The sequence below is a fragment of the Lutimaribacter pacificus genome (assembly GCF_900142185.1).
In the GTDB taxonomy this organism is placed as follows: Bacteria; Pseudomonadota; Alphaproteobacteria; order Rhodobacterales; family Rhodobacteraceae; genus Lutimaribacter; species Lutimaribacter pacificus.
On record NZ_FQZZ01000006.1, the window covers coordinates 177,830 to 194,159 of the forward strand.

Annotated in this window: 15 protein-coding genes; 10 read left to right on the forward strand and 5 right to left on the reverse strand. The window is 64.5% G+C overall.

All coding sequences use genetic code 11. From position 1 onward, the window contains the following. Positions 1-200 precede the first annotated feature (200 nt). Together F3H87_RS15680 and preA are read left to right on the forward strand one after the other, a co-directional pair. On the forward strand, positions 201-1,529 hold the full coding sequence (locus F3H87_RS15680; RefSeq protein WP_149787235.1) for an NAD(P)-dependent oxidoreductase: 1,329 nt from the start codon (positions 201-203) through the stop codon (positions 1,527-1,529). A gap of 3 nt (positions 1,530-1,532) precedes the next feature. Then, a complete protein-coding gene (gene preA, locus F3H87_RS15685; RefSeq protein WP_149787234.1) occupies positions 1,533-2,837 on the forward strand; it encodes an NAD-dependent dihydropyrimidine dehydrogenase subunit PreA in 1,305 nt (434 codons plus the stop codon). A 25-nt stretch (positions 2,838-2,862) separates the two neighbouring features. Here the strand turns inward: preA and F3H87_RS15690 are convergent, their stop codons facing one another. Then, a complete protein-coding gene (locus F3H87_RS15690; RefSeq protein WP_149787662.1) occupies positions 2,863-3,477 on the reverse strand; it encodes a TetR family transcriptional regulator C-terminal domain-containing protein in 615 nt (204 codons plus the stop codon). A 160-nt stretch (positions 3,478-3,637) separates the two neighbouring features. Between F3H87_RS15690 and F3H87_RS15695 the strand changes: the two genes are divergently transcribed. The 7 genes from F3H87_RS15695 to F3H87_RS15725 all read left to right on the forward strand — a co-directional run bounded on the left by F3H87_RS15695 (position 3,638) and on the right by F3H87_RS15725 (position 10,394). Then, positions 3,638-4,888 (forward strand): Zn-dependent hydrolase, encoded by a 1,251-nt coding sequence (locus F3H87_RS15695; protein WP_149787233.1) that lies wholly within the window; start codon positions 3,638-3,640, stop codon positions 4,886-4,888. Positions 4,889-5,119: 231 nt separating this feature from the next. Further along, complete coding sequence (hydA, locus tag F3H87_RS15700; protein ID WP_149787232.1) at positions 5,120-6,583, forward strand: dihydropyrimidinase; 1,464 nt, start codon at positions 5,120-5,122, stop codon at positions 6,581-6,583. Positions 6,584-6,675: 92 nt separating this feature from the next. Then, the gene (locus F3H87_RS15705; protein WP_188129156.1) at positions 6,676-7,461 is read left to right on the forward strand and encodes an ABC transporter ATP-binding protein; all 786 of its coding nucleotides are present in this window, start codon (positions 6,676-6,678) and stop codon (positions 7,459-7,461) included. Beyond that, positions 7,451-7,672 (forward strand): hypothetical protein, encoded by a 222-nt coding sequence (locus tag F3H87_RS15710; RefSeq protein ID WP_149787231.1) that lies wholly within the window; start codon positions 7,451-7,453, stop codon positions 7,670-7,672. The genes F3H87_RS15705 and F3H87_RS15710 overlap by 11 nt, the downstream gene beginning before the upstream one ends. Continuing rightward, entirely contained in the window at positions 7,669-8,532 is an 864-nt protein-coding gene (locus F3H87_RS15715) for an ABC transporter permease (RefSeq protein ID WP_149787230.1), read from the forward strand. The genes F3H87_RS15710 and F3H87_RS15715 overlap by 4 nt, the downstream gene beginning before the upstream one ends. Further along, complete coding sequence (locus F3H87_RS15720) at positions 8,532-9,377, forward strand: ABC transporter permease (protein WP_149787229.1); 846 nt, start codon at positions 8,532-8,534, stop codon at positions 9,375-9,377. Before F3H87_RS15715 ends, F3H87_RS15720 begins: the two co-directional genes overlap by 1 nt. Positions 9,378-9,413: 36 nt before the next feature. Further along, positions 9,414-10,394 (forward strand): ABC transporter substrate-binding protein, encoded by a 981-nt coding sequence (locus F3H87_RS15725; RefSeq protein WP_188129155.1) that lies wholly within the window; start codon positions 9,414-9,416, stop codon positions 10,392-10,394. Between the two features lie 220 nt (positions 10,395-10,614). Here F3H87_RS15725 and F3H87_RS15730 read toward each other — a convergent pair whose 3' ends face one another. After that, the gene (locus F3H87_RS15730; protein ID WP_149787228.1) at positions 10,615-11,937 is read right to left on the reverse strand and encodes an ammonium transporter; all 1,323 of its coding nucleotides are present in this window, start codon (positions 11,935-11,937) and stop codon (positions 10,615-10,617) included. A gap of 26 nt (positions 11,938-11,963) precedes the next feature. Beyond that, entirely contained in the window at positions 11,964-12,302 is a 339-nt protein-coding gene (locus F3H87_RS15735) for a P-II family nitrogen regulator (RefSeq protein ID WP_090028867.1), read from the reverse strand. A gap of 262 nt (positions 12,303-12,564) precedes the next feature. On the opposite strand from F3H87_RS15735, the gene F3H87_RS15740 reads away from it, so the two are divergent. Beyond that, positions 12,565-14,760, forward strand: coding sequence for a transglycosylase domain-containing protein (locus F3H87_RS15740; RefSeq protein WP_149787227.1), 2,196 nt, complete (start codon positions 12,565-12,567; stop codon positions 14,758-14,760). Positions 14,761-14,764: 4 nt separating this feature from the next. Here the strand turns inward: F3H87_RS15740 and F3H87_RS15745 are convergent, their stop codons facing one another. Both F3H87_RS15745 and F3H87_RS15750 read right to left on the reverse strand, forming a co-directional pair. After that, positions 14,765-15,388, reverse strand: coding sequence for an MlaC/ttg2D family ABC transporter substrate-binding protein (locus tag F3H87_RS15745; RefSeq protein WP_149787659.1), 624 nt, complete (start codon positions 15,386-15,388; stop codon positions 14,765-14,767). After that, on the reverse strand, positions 15,363-16,172 hold the full coding sequence (locus tag F3H87_RS15750) for an MlaA family lipoprotein (protein WP_223228086.1): 810 nt from the start codon (positions 16,170-16,172) through the stop codon (positions 15,363-15,365). The genes F3H87_RS15745 and F3H87_RS15750 overlap by 26 nt, the downstream gene beginning before the upstream one ends. Positions 16,173-16,330 lie beyond the last annotated feature (158 nt).

Below are 16,330 nucleotides of genomic sequence, written 5' to 3' on the forward strand. Positions count from 1 at the left end.
CGGCCCTGCGATGCCCTCTGTTGCGTTCAATCCGACAGGTTGGCCGGCGCCCCACCTCCTTGCCCAAATCTTGTGCGTGGGCCCGCGCGGCCCCCGGTTTTTGTCCATCCGGTAAATTTTACCGATTGATAAAAAATCGAATCGTGGAATACTGATTCCCAATAAAAGGCACCGACAAGGCACCAACAGGAGAGGATGGGATGGCCGCGAATGCGCTGACTCCCGGTATTGTCGCGGGGCGTCTGGGCCCTGCCGACTACGCCGAACAATTCACCGATCTGCACCCCAGGCTGGACGATCACGAGGCGCTTGTCGCCGCCGATCGCTGCTATTTCTGCCATGACGCGCCCTGCGTCACGGCCTGCCCCACCGATATCGACATACCGCTGTTCATCCGGCAGATCGCCACCGGCACGCCCGAGGCGGCGGCACGGACGATTTTCAGCCAGAACATCCTTGGCGGCATGTGCGCCCGCGTCTGCCCGACCGAAACGCTGTGCGAAGAGGCCTGCGTGCGCGAAACCGCCGAGGGCAAGCCGGTCAAGATCGGCGAATTGCAGCGATATGCCACCGACACGCTGATGGAACAGGGGGTTCACCCGTTCTCCCGGGCGGCCTCGACAGGGCGGCGTATTGCCGTGGTCGGGGCCGGACCCGCGGGTCTGGCCTGTGCGCACCGGCTGGCGATGCTGGGGCATGACGTGGTGATCCTCGACGCCCGGCCCAAGTCGGGCGGGCTGAACGAATACGGCATCGCCGCCTACAAGACACCGGGCGGGTTCGCGCAGGCCGAGGTCGACTGGCTGCTGAAAATCGGCGGTATCACTGTCGAGAACGGCAAGTCGCTGGGCCGCGACGTGACGCTGGAGGCATTGAAGGCCAGTTATGATGCCGTGTTCCTGGGCATCGGTCTGGGCGGGGTCAACGCGCTGAATGCGCCGGGCGAGGACAAGGCGGGCGTGCTGGACGCCGTCGATTTCATCGCCGACCTGCGGCAGGCGTCGGACCTGTCCGGGCTGCCCGTGGGCCGCGATGTCGTGGTGATCGGCGGCGGCATGACGGCGGTGGATGCCGCCGTGCAGGCGAAGCTGCTGGGCGCGCTGAATGTCAGCCTTGTCTACCGCCGGGGCCGCGACCGGATGAATGCCAGCGTGTTCGAACAGGATCTTGCCGCCTCGAAAGGCGTGCGGATCATCACCAACGCCACGCCCGTCGCGGTGCATGGCAACGGCGCTGTGCGTGAGATCGAGTTCGAATATACCGACGACGACCTGAAGCCGACCGGCCAGACATTCCGCCTGGCCGCCGACCAGGTGTTCAAGGCGATCGGCCAGACGCTTTCGGGCGACGGGCTGCCCGCGCTGGACGGCCGCAAGATCGGGGTCACCGGTGCCGGCCGCACCAGTATCGCGGGCGTCTGGGCCGGGGGCGATTGCGCGGCGGGGGGCGACGACCTGACCGTGACGGCGGTGGCCGAAGGCCGCGATGCCGCCGAAGACATTCACGCAACACTGACGGCGGAGGGCTGAGACATGGCCGATCTGACGACCGAATTCGCCGGGATCAAATCCCCCAACCCGTTCTGGCTGGCCTCGGCGCCGCCGACGGACAAGGAATACAACGTGCGCCGCGCCTTCGAGGCCGGTTGGGGCGGCGTGGTCTGGAAAACGCTGGGCGAGGACGGCCCGCCCGTCGTCAACGTGAACGGCCCGCGCTATGGCGCGATCTGGGGGGCGGATCGCCGCCTGCTGGGGCTGAACAATATCGAATTGATCACCGACCGCCCGTTGCAGGTGAACCTCGATGAAATCACGCGGGTGAAAAAGGACTATCCCGACCGCGCCGTGGTGGTCAGCCTGATGGTTCCGGTGAACGAGGATGCATGGAAATCCATCCTGCGCCGGGTCGAAGAGACCGGTTGCGACGGGGTCGAGCTGAATTTCGGCTGCCCGCACGGCATGAGCGAGCGCGGCATGGGCAGTGCGGTGGGCCAGGTGCCCGAATACGTGCAGCAGGTCACCGAATGGTGCAAGCAGCATTCCGACCTGCCGGTGATCGTCAAGCTGACGCCGAACATCACCGACATCAAGAAACCCGCGCAGGCGGCCAAGGACGGCGGCGCGGATGCCGTTTCGCTGATCAACACGATCAATTCCATCACCTCGGTCGATCTGGATCTTTTCGCGCCCGAACCCACGATCGACGGCAAGGGCGCGCATGGCGGGTATTGCGGACCGGCGGTGAAACCCATCGCGCTGAACATGGTGGCGGAAATCGCGCGCACGCCGTCGTTGCAGGGATTACCGATCAGCGGCATCGGCGGCGTGACCACGTGGAAGGACGCGGCCGAATACCTGGCGCTTGGGGCGGGCAACGTGCAGGTCTGCACCGCGGCCATGACCTATGGGTTCAAGGTGGTGCAGGAAATGATCTCGGGCCTGTCGCAATACCTGGATGAAAAGGGCATCGACTCGGTCCATGATCTTGTGGGGCGGGCGGTTCCGAACCTGTCGGACTGGCAGCACCTGAACCTGAATTACATCACCAAGGCGCATATCGACCAGGACGCCTGTATCAAGTGCGGCCGCTGCTATGCCGCCTGCGAGGATACCAGCCACCAGGCCATCGCCATGTCCGATGACCGCACGTTTACCGTCAAGGACGAGGAATGCGTGGCCTGCAACCTGTGCGTCAATGTCTGCCCGGTCGAGGATTGCATCACGATGGTCGAAATGCAGCCCGGCGAGGTCGATCCGCGCACCGGCAAGGTGGTCGAAAAGGACTATGCCAACTGGACGACCCACCCCAACAACCCCGGTGCCTGCGCCGCGGAATAGCGGTGTTTCGCCGGCCGTCCGGGCCTTACCGGCCCGGTGTCAGAAGCCGCGTGTAAAGCGTTTCCAGAAACGTCTCGGCCCCCGGTGCGCCCGGGGGCATGAGCACGCCAAGCTGGGCGTCGAAATCGGCGTAATGCTGGGTCGTCGCCCAGATCGACACGATCAGGTGGCCGGGATCGACAGGCGCCAGCCGCCCCTGATCCATCCATTCCCGGACAAGCGCGCATTTCCTGTCGAACAGCGGTTTCAGCCCGCTTTCCAGATGCGGCGCCATGCGCGGTGCGCCTTGCAGGATCTCGTTGGCGAACAGCCGGCTTTCGCGGGGAAATTCGCGGCTCATCTGCAGCTTGCGGCGGACATAGCCCAGCATTTCCTGCAGCGGGTCGCCATTCGGGTCCATCTCGTCCAGCGGGTCGAGCCAGGTTTCCATCAGCCGGTTCAGCAGGGTGACGTGAATCTCTTCCTTGCCGCTGAAATAATACAGGATATTCGGTTTGGACAGGCCCGCCGCCTCTGCGATCTGGTCCAGCGTCGCGCCGCGATAGCCGTGCTGCGAAAACACGTCCAGCGCGGCCTCAAGGATGCGCTTGCGGTTCTTCTGCTGGATGCGGCTGGGCTTTTTCGGGGTGGGCTGATCCATCGCTGCTGCATCTTTCATCACGTTGCGCCGGGGGATAGCCCGCAAGGCGCCCGCACGCCAAGACGAATCTTGACACCACGGGGGGCTTTGGCAATCGTGACTTTACCATTTGGTAAAAAAGCGGCAAGCCAAGCCGCCGGGGAAAAAGCAGGGGGATGCGATGCCGGCACCGGGCGAAAATCTTAGGATAAACGGCGATCGTCTGTGGGACAGCCTGATGGAAATGGCAAAGATCGGCCCCGGCGTCGCGGGCGGCAACAACCGCCAGACCCTGACCGACGAAGACGCCGAAGGCCGCGCGCTGTTCCAGACATGGTGCGAGGAGGCGGGCTGCGAAATGGGGCTCGACAGCATGGGCAACATGTTCGCCATGCGCCCCGGCACCGATCCCGATGCGCTGCCGGTCTATGTGGGCAGCCACCTGGATACGCAGCCTACGGGCGGCAAGTATGACGGGGTGCTGGGCGTGCTCGGCGGGCTTGAGGTCGTGCGCACGCTGAACGATCTGGGCATCAGGACGAAACACCCCATTGTCGTCACCAACTGGACGAACGAGGAAGGCACGCGGTTCGCGCCGGCCATGCTGTCCTCGGGCGTATTTGCCGGTATTCACACCGAAAGCTGGGCCAAGGAGCGGACCGATGCCGAGGGCAAGACCTTCGGCGACGAGTTGAAGCGGATCGGCTGGGAAGGCGACGAACCCGTGGGCGCGCGCAAGATGCATGCCATGTTCGAACTGCATATCGAACAGGGGCCGATCCTGGAGGCCGAGGGCAAGGATATCGGCGTCGTCACCCACGGCCAGGGGCTGAGCTGGACGCAGGTGACGGTGACGGGCAAGGATGCGCATACCGGCTCGACACCGATGCCGATGCGCCGCAACGCCGGGTTGGGCATGGCGCGCATCCTTGAAAAGGTGGACGAAATCGCGTGGTCGCACGCCCCCCATGCGGTCGGCGCGGCGGGCCATATCGACGTTTATCCCAACTCGCGCAACGTGATCCCCGGCAAGGTGGTCTTTACCGTCGATTTTCGCAGCCCCAACCTGTCGGTGATCGAGGACATGGAAAAACGCCTGCGTGAAGAGGGACAGAAGATTGCCGACGACATGGGCCTGCAGGTCGCATTCGAAAAGGTCGGCGGCTTCGACCCGGTGGAATTCGACAAGGGCTGCGTGCAGGCGATCCGCGACGCGGCAGAAAGGCTGGGCTATTCGCACCAGGATATCATCTCCGGCGCCGGGCACGATGCCTGCTGGATCAACCAGGTGGCGCCGACCGCGATGGTCATGTGCCCCTGCGTCGACGGGCTGAGCCATAACGAGGCGGAAGAGATATCAAAGGAATGGGCGACGGCGGGGGCGGATGTGCTGTTTCACGCGGTGGTGGAAACGGCGGGGATCGTGGAGTGAGGTTTGCCGGAAAAGCGGAAACCTCCCACAAGGCCGTTGGATCGTGTATCAATCGGGGGTGACGCTGCCATGACCGGCCACCGCCCGGCAAATATGGTGGGAGCGCGCTGCCCGATCGCCCGGAAAAGCGGTCGGTCGCGGCGTTCCCGGTTCTGACAAGGCGCGCCACCGGCGTGCGCAGCGGGACCGCGTGACAATCGTGGCCCGCCCAAATACGGGGAGATTTGAAAGATGGGAACCAAAGTCATCAAGGGCGGCACCGTCTGCACCGCGGACCGCACGTGGAAGGCCGATGTCCTGATCGAGGGCGAAACGATCAAACAGATCGGCGAGGATCTGAAGGGCGACGAATATATCGACGCCGAAGGCGCCTATGTGATCCCCGGCGGGATCGACCCGCATACGCATCTGGAAATGCCCTTCATGGGCACCACGGCGGCCGAAACCTTCGAAACCGGCACCTGGGCCGCGGCCTGTGGCGGCACCACGATGATCGTGGATTTCTGCCTGCCGGGCGAGGATGGCAGCATCAAGAACGCCATCGCCGAATGGCACCGCAAATCCGCGCCGCAGATTTGTGCCGATATCGGCTATCACATGGCGATCACCGGCTGGAACGAGCAGGTGTTCGACGAGATGAAGGATGCCGTGGACGCGGGCGTGAACTCGTTCAAGCATTTCATGGCCTACAAGGGTGCGCTGATGATCGAGGATGACGAGATGTTCGCCTCGTTCAAACGCTGCGCGGAACTGGGCGCGCTGCCGATGGTCCATGCCGAGAACGGCGACCTCGTGGCCGAGTTGCAGGAAAAATACTTCAACCAGGGCATCACCGGCCCCGAGGGCCATGCCTATTCCCGCCCGCCCGAGCTGGAGGGCGAGGCCGCCAACCGCGCGATCACCATCGCCGATACGGCGGGCGTGCCGCTCTATATCGTGCATGTGAGCTGCGAGCAGACGCATGAGGCGATCCGCCGGGCCCGGCAAAAGGGGATGCGCGTCTACGGTGAGCCGCTGGTGCAGTTCCTGACGCTGGACGAGTCGGAATATTTCAACAAGGACTGGGATCACGCCGCGCGCCGGGTGATGTCGCCGCCCTTCCGCAACAAGGAACACCAGGCCTCGCTCTGGGCGGGTCTGCAATCGGGGTCGTTGCAGGTGGTCGCCACCGATCACGCGGCCTTCAGCACCGAACAGAAACGCCGCGGCGTGAACGATTTCCGCATCATTCCCAACGGGTCGAACGGGCTGGAGGAACGGCTGGCCGTGCTGTGGACCGAAGGGGTGGAAACCGGCCGTCTGACGCCGAACGAGTTTGTCGCCGCCACCTCGACCAACGTGGCCAAGATCCTGAACATCTATCCCAAGAAGGGCGCGATCGTCGAAGGGGCGGATGCCGATATCGTGGTCTGGGACCCGAAGATCACCAAGACGATCAGCGCCTCGAACCACCATTCGATCCTGGATTACAACGTCTTCGAAGGGTTCGAGGTGCAGGCGCAGGCGCGTTACACCATCAGCCGGGGCGAGGTGATCTGGGCCTGGGGCCAGAACAGCCAGCCCAACCCCGGCCGGGGTCGTTTCGTGCCGCGCCCGGCCTTCCCCTCGGCGCATACCGCGCTGTCGAAATGGAAAGAGCTGACCGCGCCGAAACAGATCAGGCGCGATCCGCTCAATATTCCGGCAGGGATCTGAATTTTCTTGCGCCCGGGGCAGTCCTCGGGCGCAAGTCCTTGACAACAATAACAGATCGCGGCGCGATGAGCCGCGACAGGGGAGACACGGGTGTGACGACCGAGACAGTGATCAGCGCCAAGGGCCTGAACCTGACATTCCAGACGAACGATGGCCCGGTGCACGCGCTCAGGGACGTGGACCTTGACATCAACAAGGGCGATTTCGTCAGCTTCATCGGCCCCTCGGGCTGCGGCAAGACAACATTCCTGCGCTGCATGGCCGATCTGGAAACGCCCACCGGCGGGTCCATCACGGTCAACGGCGTCAGCCCCGAAGAGGCGCGCAAATCCCGCGCCTATGGCTACGTGTTTCAGGCGGCGGGGCTTTACCCGTGGCGCACCATCGGGCGCAACGTGTCGCTGCCGCTGGAAATCATGGGCTACCCGAAATCCGACATTGCCGACCGCGTGCAGCGCGTGCTGGAGCTTGTCGACCTTGCCGGGTTCGAAAAGAAATTTCCCTGGCAGTTGTCGGGCGGGATGCAGCAGCGCGCCTCGATCGCGCGGGCGCTGGCCTTCGACGCCGATATCCTGCTGATGGACGAACCCTTCGGCGCGCTGGACGAGATCGTGCGCGACCACCTGAACGAACAGCTTCTCAAGCTCTGGGACCGCACCGACAAGACCATCGCCTTCGTCACCCACTCGATCCCCGAGGCGGTGTACCTGTCGACGAGAATCGTCGTGATGAGCCCGCGCCCAGGCCGGATCACCGACGTGATCGAAAGCACCCTGCCGCGCGAGCGCCCGCTCGATATCCGCGACACGCCGGAATTCCTGGAAATCGCCCATCGCGTCCGCGAGGGCCTGCGCGCGGGACATGCCTATGACGATTGAGGCGGCCATCCTGTCACCGGCCCGCGTTTCGGACAAGGGAGCGGGCCCCTTCTTCACCGTTCGCGGCCATCGGCTCTCCAGCCTGTACCGCGGGGCGAGAAAAGCACCAAATCCTTTCATCGTTCTTAAAATACTCGAATACCTGCGCTGGCCGTCCGGCGGCGCGGGTGAGTATTTGTGGAACGATGAAAACAGGGGGTGCGCGCCATGACCCGCAGCATCCTGCCCATCCTGACCGTCGTCGCGGCGATCTTCGTGCTTTGGTATGGGGCCGCCGTTTGGCTGAATGCCGCCTGGGCGCATGACAAGGCGGGCCGCGCGGGGGTCGAGCTTTCCTTCGGCGAACTGGTGGCCGACACCTGGAGCCAGGACAAACCCAAGCTGCCGGCGCCGCACCAGGTGGCGGTGGAGCTGTGGGATACCACGGTCGAGAAAAAGATCACCTCGAAGCGCAGCCTGATCTATCATTCCTGGGTCACGCTGTCGGCGACCTTGCTGGGTTTTGCGCTGGGCACGGTCCTGGGGGTGGGGCTGGCGATCGGGATCGTCTATAACCGCGTGATGGACATGAGCGTGATGCCCTGGGTCATCGCCAGCCAGACCATTCCGATCCTCGCCATCGCGCCGATGATCATCGTGGTGCTGAACGCGGTGGGGATTTCCGGGTTGCTGCCCAAGGCCATCATCTCGATGTACCTGTCGTTCTTCCCGGTCGTCGTCGGCATGGTGAAGGGGCTGCGCAGCCCCGGCGTGATGCAGCTTGACCAGATGAAGACATGGAACGCCAGCGCCAGCCAGACCTTCTGGAAACTGCGGCTGCCGTCCTCGATGCCTTACCTCTTCACCTCGATGAAGGTGGCGATGGCGGCCAGCCTTGTCGGGGCCATCGTGGGCGAATTGCCCACCGGCGCGGTTGCCGGGCTGGGCGCGCGGCTGCTGGCCGGCAGCTATTACGGGCAGACCATCCAGATCTGGAGCGCGCTTTTGATGGCCGCGGCACTGGCCGCCGTGATGGTCGCGCTGATCGGCGCGATCCAGCGGGTGACGCTGAAACGGATGGGGATGGCGTGATGGGCTGGATCGTTGCAGGGTTTGCCGCATGGGCCGTGGGATGGTGGGCCAACGCGCTGCTCGCCCGCCTGCCGAAAAGCCGCGCCACCGGGCTGGCCGTGCCGGTGATATTCGGCCTGACCGTCATCGTGATGTGGGAATGTTTCGTGCGCGGGCTGGATGTGTCCTCGGTCATCCTGCCGCCGCCCAGCGCCATCGCGGCGCGGTTCGCCGCCTCGACCGGCATCCTGTGGGAGGATTTCGTGCAGACCGTCGTCAAGGGGGCGCTGACCGGCTATGTCCTGGGCTGCGGCGCGGCGGTCCTTATGGCCATCGCGGTCGACCGCTTTCCGTTCCTGCAGCGCGGCCTGTTGCCGGTGGGCAATTTCGTGGCGGCCCTGCCGATCATCGGCATGGCGCCGATCCTGGTCATGTGGTTCGGCTTCGACTGGCAGTCGAAGGCGGCCGTGGTGGTCGTGATGGTGTTCTTCCCGATGCTGGTGAACACCGTGCAGGGGTTGCAGTCCAGCGACCGGATGCAGCGCGACCTGATGCGCACCTATGCGTCGTCCTACTGGCAGACGCTTTTCAAGCTGCGCCTGCCGGCGGCGATGCCGTTCATCTTCAACGGGCTCAAGATCGCCACCACGCTGGCGCTGATCGGGGCCATCGTGGCCGAGTTCTTCGGCTCGCCCGTGCGCGGCATGGGCTTTCGCATTTCCACCTCGGTGGGGCAACTGGCGCTCGATCTGGTCTGGGCCGAGATCGTCGTTGCCGCCATCGTGGGGTCGGCATTCTATGGCGGGGTCGCGCTGCTGGAAAAGGCAGTCACCTTCTGGCACCCGTCGCAACGAGGCAGAGCATAGAAAACAACCAAGCCAAACCAGCAAGGAGAGAATGAAATGAAACATATGGCAACGACACTGGGCACCGCCGCCCTTGGCCTTTGGGCCGGCATGGCCGCCGCCGCGGACGAGGTGACGCTACAGCTGAAATGGGTCACGCAGGCGCAGTTCGCGGGCTATTACGTGGCGCTCGACAAGGGCTTTTACGAAGAAGAAGGGCTGGACGTCACGATCAAGCCCGGCGGCCCGGATATCGCGCCGGTGCAGGTCCTGCTGGGCGGCGGGGCCGACGTCATGGTCGACTGGCTGCCCTCGGCGCTGGCCGCGCGGGAAAAGGGGGCACCGATCGTCAATATCGCGCAGCCCTTCGCCTCGTCGGGGCTGATGCTGACCTGCCTGAAGGAGCACGGCATCACCTCGCCTGAGGATTTCCCCGGGCACACGCTGGGCACCTGGTTCTTCGGCAACGAGATCCCGCTTTACACCTGGATGGGCAAGCTGGGCATTCCCACCGACGGGTCCGAGGGCGGTGTGACCATCCAGAAGATCAACTTCAACGTCGATCCGCTTTTGCAAAAGCAGGTCGAATGCGCCACGACCATGACCTACAATGAATACTGGCAGGTTATCGACGCCGGCCTGACCCCGGATGACCTGGTGGTCTTCAAGTACGAGGACGAAGGCATCTCGACGCTTGAGGACGGTCTTTACACCACCGAGGACAAGCTGGCCGACCCGGCCGAGGTGGACAAGCTGGCCCGCTTCGTCAAGGCGTCCATGAAGGGCTGGAAATATGCCGAGGAAAACCCCGACGAGGCCGCCGATATCGTCCTTGAAAACGACGAAACCGGCGCCCAGACCGAAAAGCACCAGCGCCGCATGATGGGCGAGATCGCCAAGCTGACCGCGGGCAGCAACGGCGCGCTCGATCCGGCGGCCTATGAGCGGACGGTGGGCATCGTCATGGACGGCGGTGTGATCACCAAGGAGCCCGAGGGCGCCTGGACCCATGCGGTCACCGACAAGGCCCTGAACTGATCCTGTCGTCATATCCCTGGAAAGGCCCGGCATCGTCCGGGCCTTTTCTTTTGCCCGCCGCACCGCCAGATGTCTGGCCGGCATTTCATCGTTCCCCAAATACTCCCGCCGGAGGCGTCCGGCATTGCCGCCGCCGCAAACGGGGCAGGTTGCACGCGGACAGCAAAAAGCCCGGGCGCGAACGCCCGGGCAGGTGTCACAGAGCCGATGGAAGGAGGTATCAGCTCTTGGAGAATTCGGGATAGGCCTCCATCCCCAGCTCGGCCATGTCGAGGCCGTTGATCTCTTCCTCTTCGCCGACACGGATGCCCATGACGGCCTTGAGGATCAGCCAGACCACCATGCTGACCACGAAGACGAAGGCGCCGATGGCCACGATGCCGACGATCTGCGTGCCGAACGAGGCGTCGCTGTTATAGGCCGGGACGATGAAGGTGCCCCAGATACCGGCGATCAGGTGCACCGGGATGGCACCCACGACGTCGTCGATCTTGAGCTTGTCCAGCATCGGCACGGTCAGCACGACGATGATACCGCCCACGGCACCGATCCACAGCGCGCCGAACAGCGTCGGGGCCAGAGGCTCGGCGGTGATCGACACCAGACCGGCCAGCGCGCCGTTCAGCGTCATGGTCAGGTCGGGCTTTTTGTAGAGCGCCTGGCTGAGCAGCAGGGCGGCGACGGCGCCGGCGGCGGCGGCCATGTTGGTGTTGGCGAAGATGCGGCTGACATCGGTCACGTCACCCACGGTGCCCATCGCCAGTTGCGAGCCGCCGTTGAAGCCGAACCAGCCCAGCCACAGGATGAACGTGCCGAGCGTGGCAAGCGCCAGGTTCGAACCGGGGATCGGCACGGTCTTGCCGTCCTTGTTGTATTTACCGATACGCGGGCCCAGCACCAGTGCGCCTGCAAGGGCTGCGAAACCGCCTGCCGCGTGCACCAGCGTCGAACCGGCGAAATCGGAAAAGCCCATTTCGCTCAGCCAGCCGCCGCCCCACTGCCAGGACGCTTCGATCGGGTAGATGGCGCCGGTCAGGACCACCACGAAGATCAGGAAGGGCCACAGCTTGATACGTTCGGCCAGCGTGCCCGACACGATCGACGCCGTGGTGGCGCAGAACATCAGCTGGAAGAAGAAGTCCGAGCCGACCGAGGCGTAATCCAGCGATGCGTCGGCAGCCGCCAGGCCCACCGGCTCAAGCGAGGTGGTGGAGAACCACGGGCCCATCCAGCCGGCAACCCACCAGCCGTCGCCGGGATACATCAGGTTGAAGCCGATCAGCCAGTACATGATGGCCGCGATCGAAAACAGCGCGATGTTCTTGGTCAGCTGCATCGTCACGTTCTTGGAGCGCACGAGCCCCGCTTCGAGCATGGCAAAGCCTGCGGCCATCCAGAACACGAGGAAGCCACCGATCAGGAACAGAAGCGTGGTGAAGATATACGGGTTGATGTCGGGTGCAGCCTCGGCCTCCTGCGCCAGCCCCATCGAGGGCAGGGCGACCAGAGCGGCGGCAAGGCCCAGTTTGGTTGCGAGTTTCATGATGTTGTCCTTTCCCCCGGCGCGCATCACAGCGCGTCCTCGTTCGTTTCGCCGGTGCGGACGCGCACGGCCTGTTCCAGATCCAGTACGAAAATCTTTCCGTCGCCGATCTTTCCGGTCTTGGCGGTCTTTGCGATCGTCTCGATCACCTGGTCGGCCATCGCGGCGTTCACGGCGATTTCGAGCTTGATCTTGGGCACGAAATTCACGGCATACTCGGCGCCGCGGTAGATTTCCGTGTGGCCGGACTGCGCGCCGAACCCCTTGATTTCGGTCACCATCATCCCGCGCACGCCGATTTCGGTCAGCGCCTCGCGGACCTCTTCCAGCTTGAACGGTTTGATCGTCGCTATGATCAGTTTCACCTTTGTCCCCTTTGCGATTTGCGGCGGAGGGTGCCCGCCTGTTTGCACGTGCAGAAAACCGGAGACTCGGGTCAGGAAGGAAGGTAAATGCCCGGTTGGGCGTGATGAAAAAACGCCAGAACGCATAAAAAATGTGCATATCGGGCGTATGGATTAAAATTTATGCAAAACAAAAAGGCATACGGGGCGGTCTGCAGGGTCTACATCCTGTCGCCGGATCGTTATGATCGCCGCAACGATACGGGCTCGGGCAGGGCAGGAAATGAGTGATTCAGGTCGCAGGAAACGGCCATTGGTGGCGGACCGTCGTTACCCCAAAACGGCAAAGGCGCCGGCAAAGAAAAAGACCCCCGCAAGCCCGAAAAAGGCTGCGGGCCGGAAAACCGCGCGCAAGCCGGCGCGCAGGCGCAACCCGGTCGTTGCCCTGTTCCTGGCCATAATCGGGTTCTTCTGGCGGATTATCTGGGCGCTCACATGGCGCATCGGCGCGATTACCGCGCTGCTGATCGCGCTGGCGGTGGGCTATGTCTATGCCACGCTGCCCGCGCTGGACGAGGTGCTGGACGGGCGGCAGCGCGGCTCGGTCACGCTGCTGGATGCCAACGGCCGGAACTTTGCCTGGCGCGGCGACCAGTTCGGCGGCGTCGTGACCGCCGATATCGTCAGCCCGCACCTCAAGAACGCCGTGGTCGCCACCGAGGACAAGCGGTTCTATCGCCATTTCGGGCTGTCGCCGCGCGGGATCGCCTCGGCCATCCGCATCAACCTGCGCGAAGGGCGCGGGCCGTTCAGCGGGCATGGCGGTTCGACCATCACGCAGCAGACGGCCAAGCTGATGTGCCTTGGCGTGAAATACGACCCCGCCAAGTGGGAAAGCGAGGCCGCGTATGAGGCCGACTGCCGCCGCGGCTCGCTGTCACGCAAGGCGAAGGAAGCGATCTATGCGCTGGCGATGGAGGTCAAGTACAGCAAGGACGAGATCCTGACGATCTATCTCAACCGCGCCTATATGGGCGGCGGGGCCTTCGGGGCCGAGGCCGCGGCGCAGCGGTTCTTTGGCAAGACGGCCGGTCAGGTGACCCCGGCCGAGGGCGCGATGCTGGCGGGGCTGCTGACGGCACCCACCTCGCTGGCACCGACCAACAACCTGGAACGTTCGCAAAGCCGCGCGGCGCTGGTGATCGGGCTGATGCGCGATCAGGGCTACCTGTCCGAGGCCGAGGCGCGCGAGGCGCTGACCAACCCGGCCGAGCTGTCCGAGGCCGCCGAGGCGCAGGCCGGCGGCTATTTCGCCGACTGGGTGATGTCGTCGGGCCCCGAGTTCTTTACCCGCAACACGACCGAGGACGTGATCATCCGCACGACGCTCGATCCGCGCATCCAGGACGCCGCCGAAGACGCGATGAAATACATCTTCGAAAACAAGGTGCGCGAGGGATCGAAGGCGCAGGCCGCCATCGTGGTGATGAGCGCCGACGGCGCCGTGCGCGCGATGGTGGGCGGGCGCAAGACAAAGGTGGTGGGCGCCTTCAACCGCGCGACGCAGGCGCTGCGCCAGACCGGCTCGGCGTTCAAGCCCTTCGTCTATGCCGCCGCGCTGGACATGGGGTATTCCGGCAACGACGTGATCGAGGACGGGCCCTATTGCATCACCGTGCCGGGCTCGGGCGAGTGGTGCCCGCAGAACTATGACCGCAAGTATCACGGGCGCGTCACCCTGACCGAGGCGCTGCGCACGTCGCTGAACATCCCGGCGGTGAAGGTGGCGCAAAGCGTGGGGCTGGATCTCGTGCGCAGGGTCGCCGCCGATTTCGGTATCGACTCGGACCTGGCGCTGGGGCCTGCGCTGGCGCTGGGTGCGTCGGAATCGACCCTGATCGAGATGACGGGCGCCTATGCCGGCATCCTGAACGGCGGCTCGGCCGTGACGCCCTATGGCCTGGTCGAACTGCGGATGCAGGGCGACAGCGAACCGGTGATGACCGCCACCGGCGGCATCGGCGAGCGCGTGATCCAGCAGGATGCGGCGCGCGAGCTGACATGGATGATGCACAAGGTCGTGGCCGAGGGAACCGGCCGCCGTGCCGCGCTGCCCGACCGGCAGACCGCGGGCAAGACCGGCACCACCCAGGCCGCGCGCGATGCGTGGTTCATCGGGTTCAGCGCCGATTACGTGGCCGGCGTCTGGATGGGCTATGACGACAACACACCGCTGACCGGGGTGACGGGATCGGGCCTGCCGGCCGAGATCTGGCATGAAACCATGGTCCGCGTGCATGACGGGCTGGCGCCGCGCGAACTGCCGATGCAGCCGCCCGCCGGGTATTCGGAGTTTTCCGAGCAGCCGCAGGTGCAGCGCGACCGCAACACGCGGTCAGGCATCGAGAACCTTCTGGAAAGCATCTTCGGCGGCAATGTCGAACCGGGGCAGGCCCCGACGCCGGAAAGCCAGCGTTAGGGGATCAGCCCGTGGCGCGCAGGTCGGCGATCATCTTGTCGATGTCGCCGCCGCGACGGTCCAGCATCGCGCCGATCTCGGTGCGTTCGGTCAGCAGCATGTTCACCCCTTCGATGAACAGGTTGAAGAACCGGTCGCTGCCGGAGCGGTCGGACACCAGGAAGGTCACGTTGAACGGTGCTTCGCCGCGCAGATGCGCCACGGTCCTGACCTCGATGAAGCTCTTGACCGGGCGGGCGTCCCGCACCTCGATGCGGCCGCCGATGAACTCGCGGAAACGCCGGCCGTACTTGACCGAGATGTAACGCTGGAAAACGTCGGTAAAGCTGCGCAGCTGTGCCGGGCTGGCGCGGCGCGCATCTACCCCCAGCGCATAGCGCGCGATGGTCGGCACGTCGGCATAGCGCGAAAAGATGCGTTCGAAATCGCGGTACATCGCGGGTTCGGATTTGCCGGAATTGATGACCGAGTTGATATCGGCCACCACGCTGTCGACCAGCGATTTCGCCTTTGCCTCGCTCAGTGCAAGGGCCGGCGTTGCCATCATCGGCGCGGCAAGGCCGGCGCCGATCAGCGTCAGGGCGCCACGGCGGCTCAGGCGGTCATTCGGCGGCGTAAGGGTCGGCATACGGGTCATCGTAAGGGTCCTCGTAATTCGGGTCGGTGCCTGTGGCATATGGGTCTTCATAGGCGTCCGCGCTATCCCCGCCCAGTTCGAAGCGCCGGTTCTGCAGGTAGATCAGGCGCGACTGGGCATAGCTGTCGGCGCTTTCATAGAGGATCGAATCGACGATATCCGAATACCGGCCCCGGTCGCCGACCCGCGCCGCCACCGATGCGCCGCGCGCGTAATAGCGTTCGGGATCGGGCAGCGTGTTGATCAGCGGGTTGGTGAACAGATCCACCATGCGGCCCAGCGTATCGCGCTGTGTCGAGGGGCCCAGCACCGGCAGTTCCACATAGGCGCCTTCACCCACACCCCAGGTGTACAGCGTTTCGCCGAAATCGGTATCGAACTCGGGGATGCCCAGCGCCCCGGCCATGTCGATCAGCCCGCCCAGGCCGACCGTGGTGTTCACCGCAAACCGAATCGTGTTCATCACCGCGCCCTCGACGTCACCCTGCAAAAGGTGGTTCACGAAATGGCTGGGTTCCCCGAGGTTGCTGGCGAAATTGCCGACGCCCTGCTGCACCGGCTCGGGCACGATCTGCACGTATCCCTTGCCGACGGGCCGCACGAGCGCGCGGTCCAGGTTGCGGTTGAACTCGTGCCTCGCGCGGTTCTCGGCCTCGTAGGGATCGTTGATGCCCGAGGCCACGGGGGCCGAGCAGGCGGCAACGGCGAACAGCGCCAGCGCGGCAAGGCCGCGGGCCACAAGGCGAAAGGGGGGTCTGGAACGAACAGAAGACAATGGTTTTCCCGGCAGCTTACTTGACGTGTGTATGTAAATCATACCACGGGCGTTCCCACCCCCCGGCGCGTGGTTGCCCCCTTCTGTGGCAGATTCGCGACAACAATCCAAAGGTAATCTGCGTGCAGGCGGGGACAAAAGCGCGCCTTTCATGCGCG

What these genes read in the sequence shown, in the direction of transcription:
- F3H87_RS15680 (WP_149787235.1), top strand. Translation starts at nt 201, where the DNA reads ATGGCCGCGAATGCGCTGACTCCCGGTATTGTCGCGGGGCGTCTGGGC.
- preA (WP_149787234.1), top strand. Translation starts at nt 1,533, where the DNA reads ATGGCCGATCTGACGACCGAATTCGCCGGGATCAAATCCCCCAACCCG.
- F3H87_RS15690 (WP_149787662.1), bottom strand. Translation starts at nt 3,477, where the DNA reads ATGGATCAGCCCACCCCGAAAAAGCCCAGCCGCATCCAGCAGAAGAAC.
- F3H87_RS15695 (WP_149787233.1), top strand. Translation starts at nt 3,638, where the DNA reads ATGCCGGCACCGGGCGAAAATCTTAGGATAAACGGCGATCGTCTGTGG.
- hydA (WP_149787232.1), top strand. Translation starts at nt 5,120, where the DNA reads ATGGGAACCAAAGTCATCAAGGGCGGCACCGTCTGCACCGCGGACCGC.
- F3H87_RS15710 (WP_149787231.1), top strand. Translation starts at nt 7,451, where the DNA reads ATGACGATTGAGGCGGCCATCCTGTCACCGGCCCGCGTTTCGGACAAG.
- F3H87_RS15715 (WP_149787230.1), top strand. Translation starts at nt 7,669, where the DNA reads ATGACCCGCAGCATCCTGCCCATCCTGACCGTCGTCGCGGCGATCTTC.
- F3H87_RS15720 (WP_149787229.1), top strand. Translation starts at nt 8,532, where the DNA reads ATGGGCTGGATCGTTGCAGGGTTTGCCGCATGGGCCGTGGGATGGTGG.
- F3H87_RS15725 (WP_188129155.1), top strand. Translation starts at nt 9,414, where the DNA reads ATGAAACATATGGCAACGACACTGGGCACCGCCGCCCTTGGCCTTTGG.
- F3H87_RS15730 (WP_149787228.1), bottom strand. Translation starts at nt 11,937, where the DNA reads ATGAAACTCGCAACCAAACTGGGCCTTGCCGCCGCTCTGGTCGCCCTG.
- F3H87_RS15740 (WP_149787227.1), top strand. Translation starts at nt 12,565, where the DNA reads ATGAGTGATTCAGGTCGCAGGAAACGGCCATTGGTGGCGGACCGTCGT.
- F3H87_RS15745 (WP_149787659.1), bottom strand. Translation starts at nt 15,388, where the DNA reads ATGCCGACCCTTACGCCGCCGAATGACCGCCTGAGCCGCCGTGGCGCC.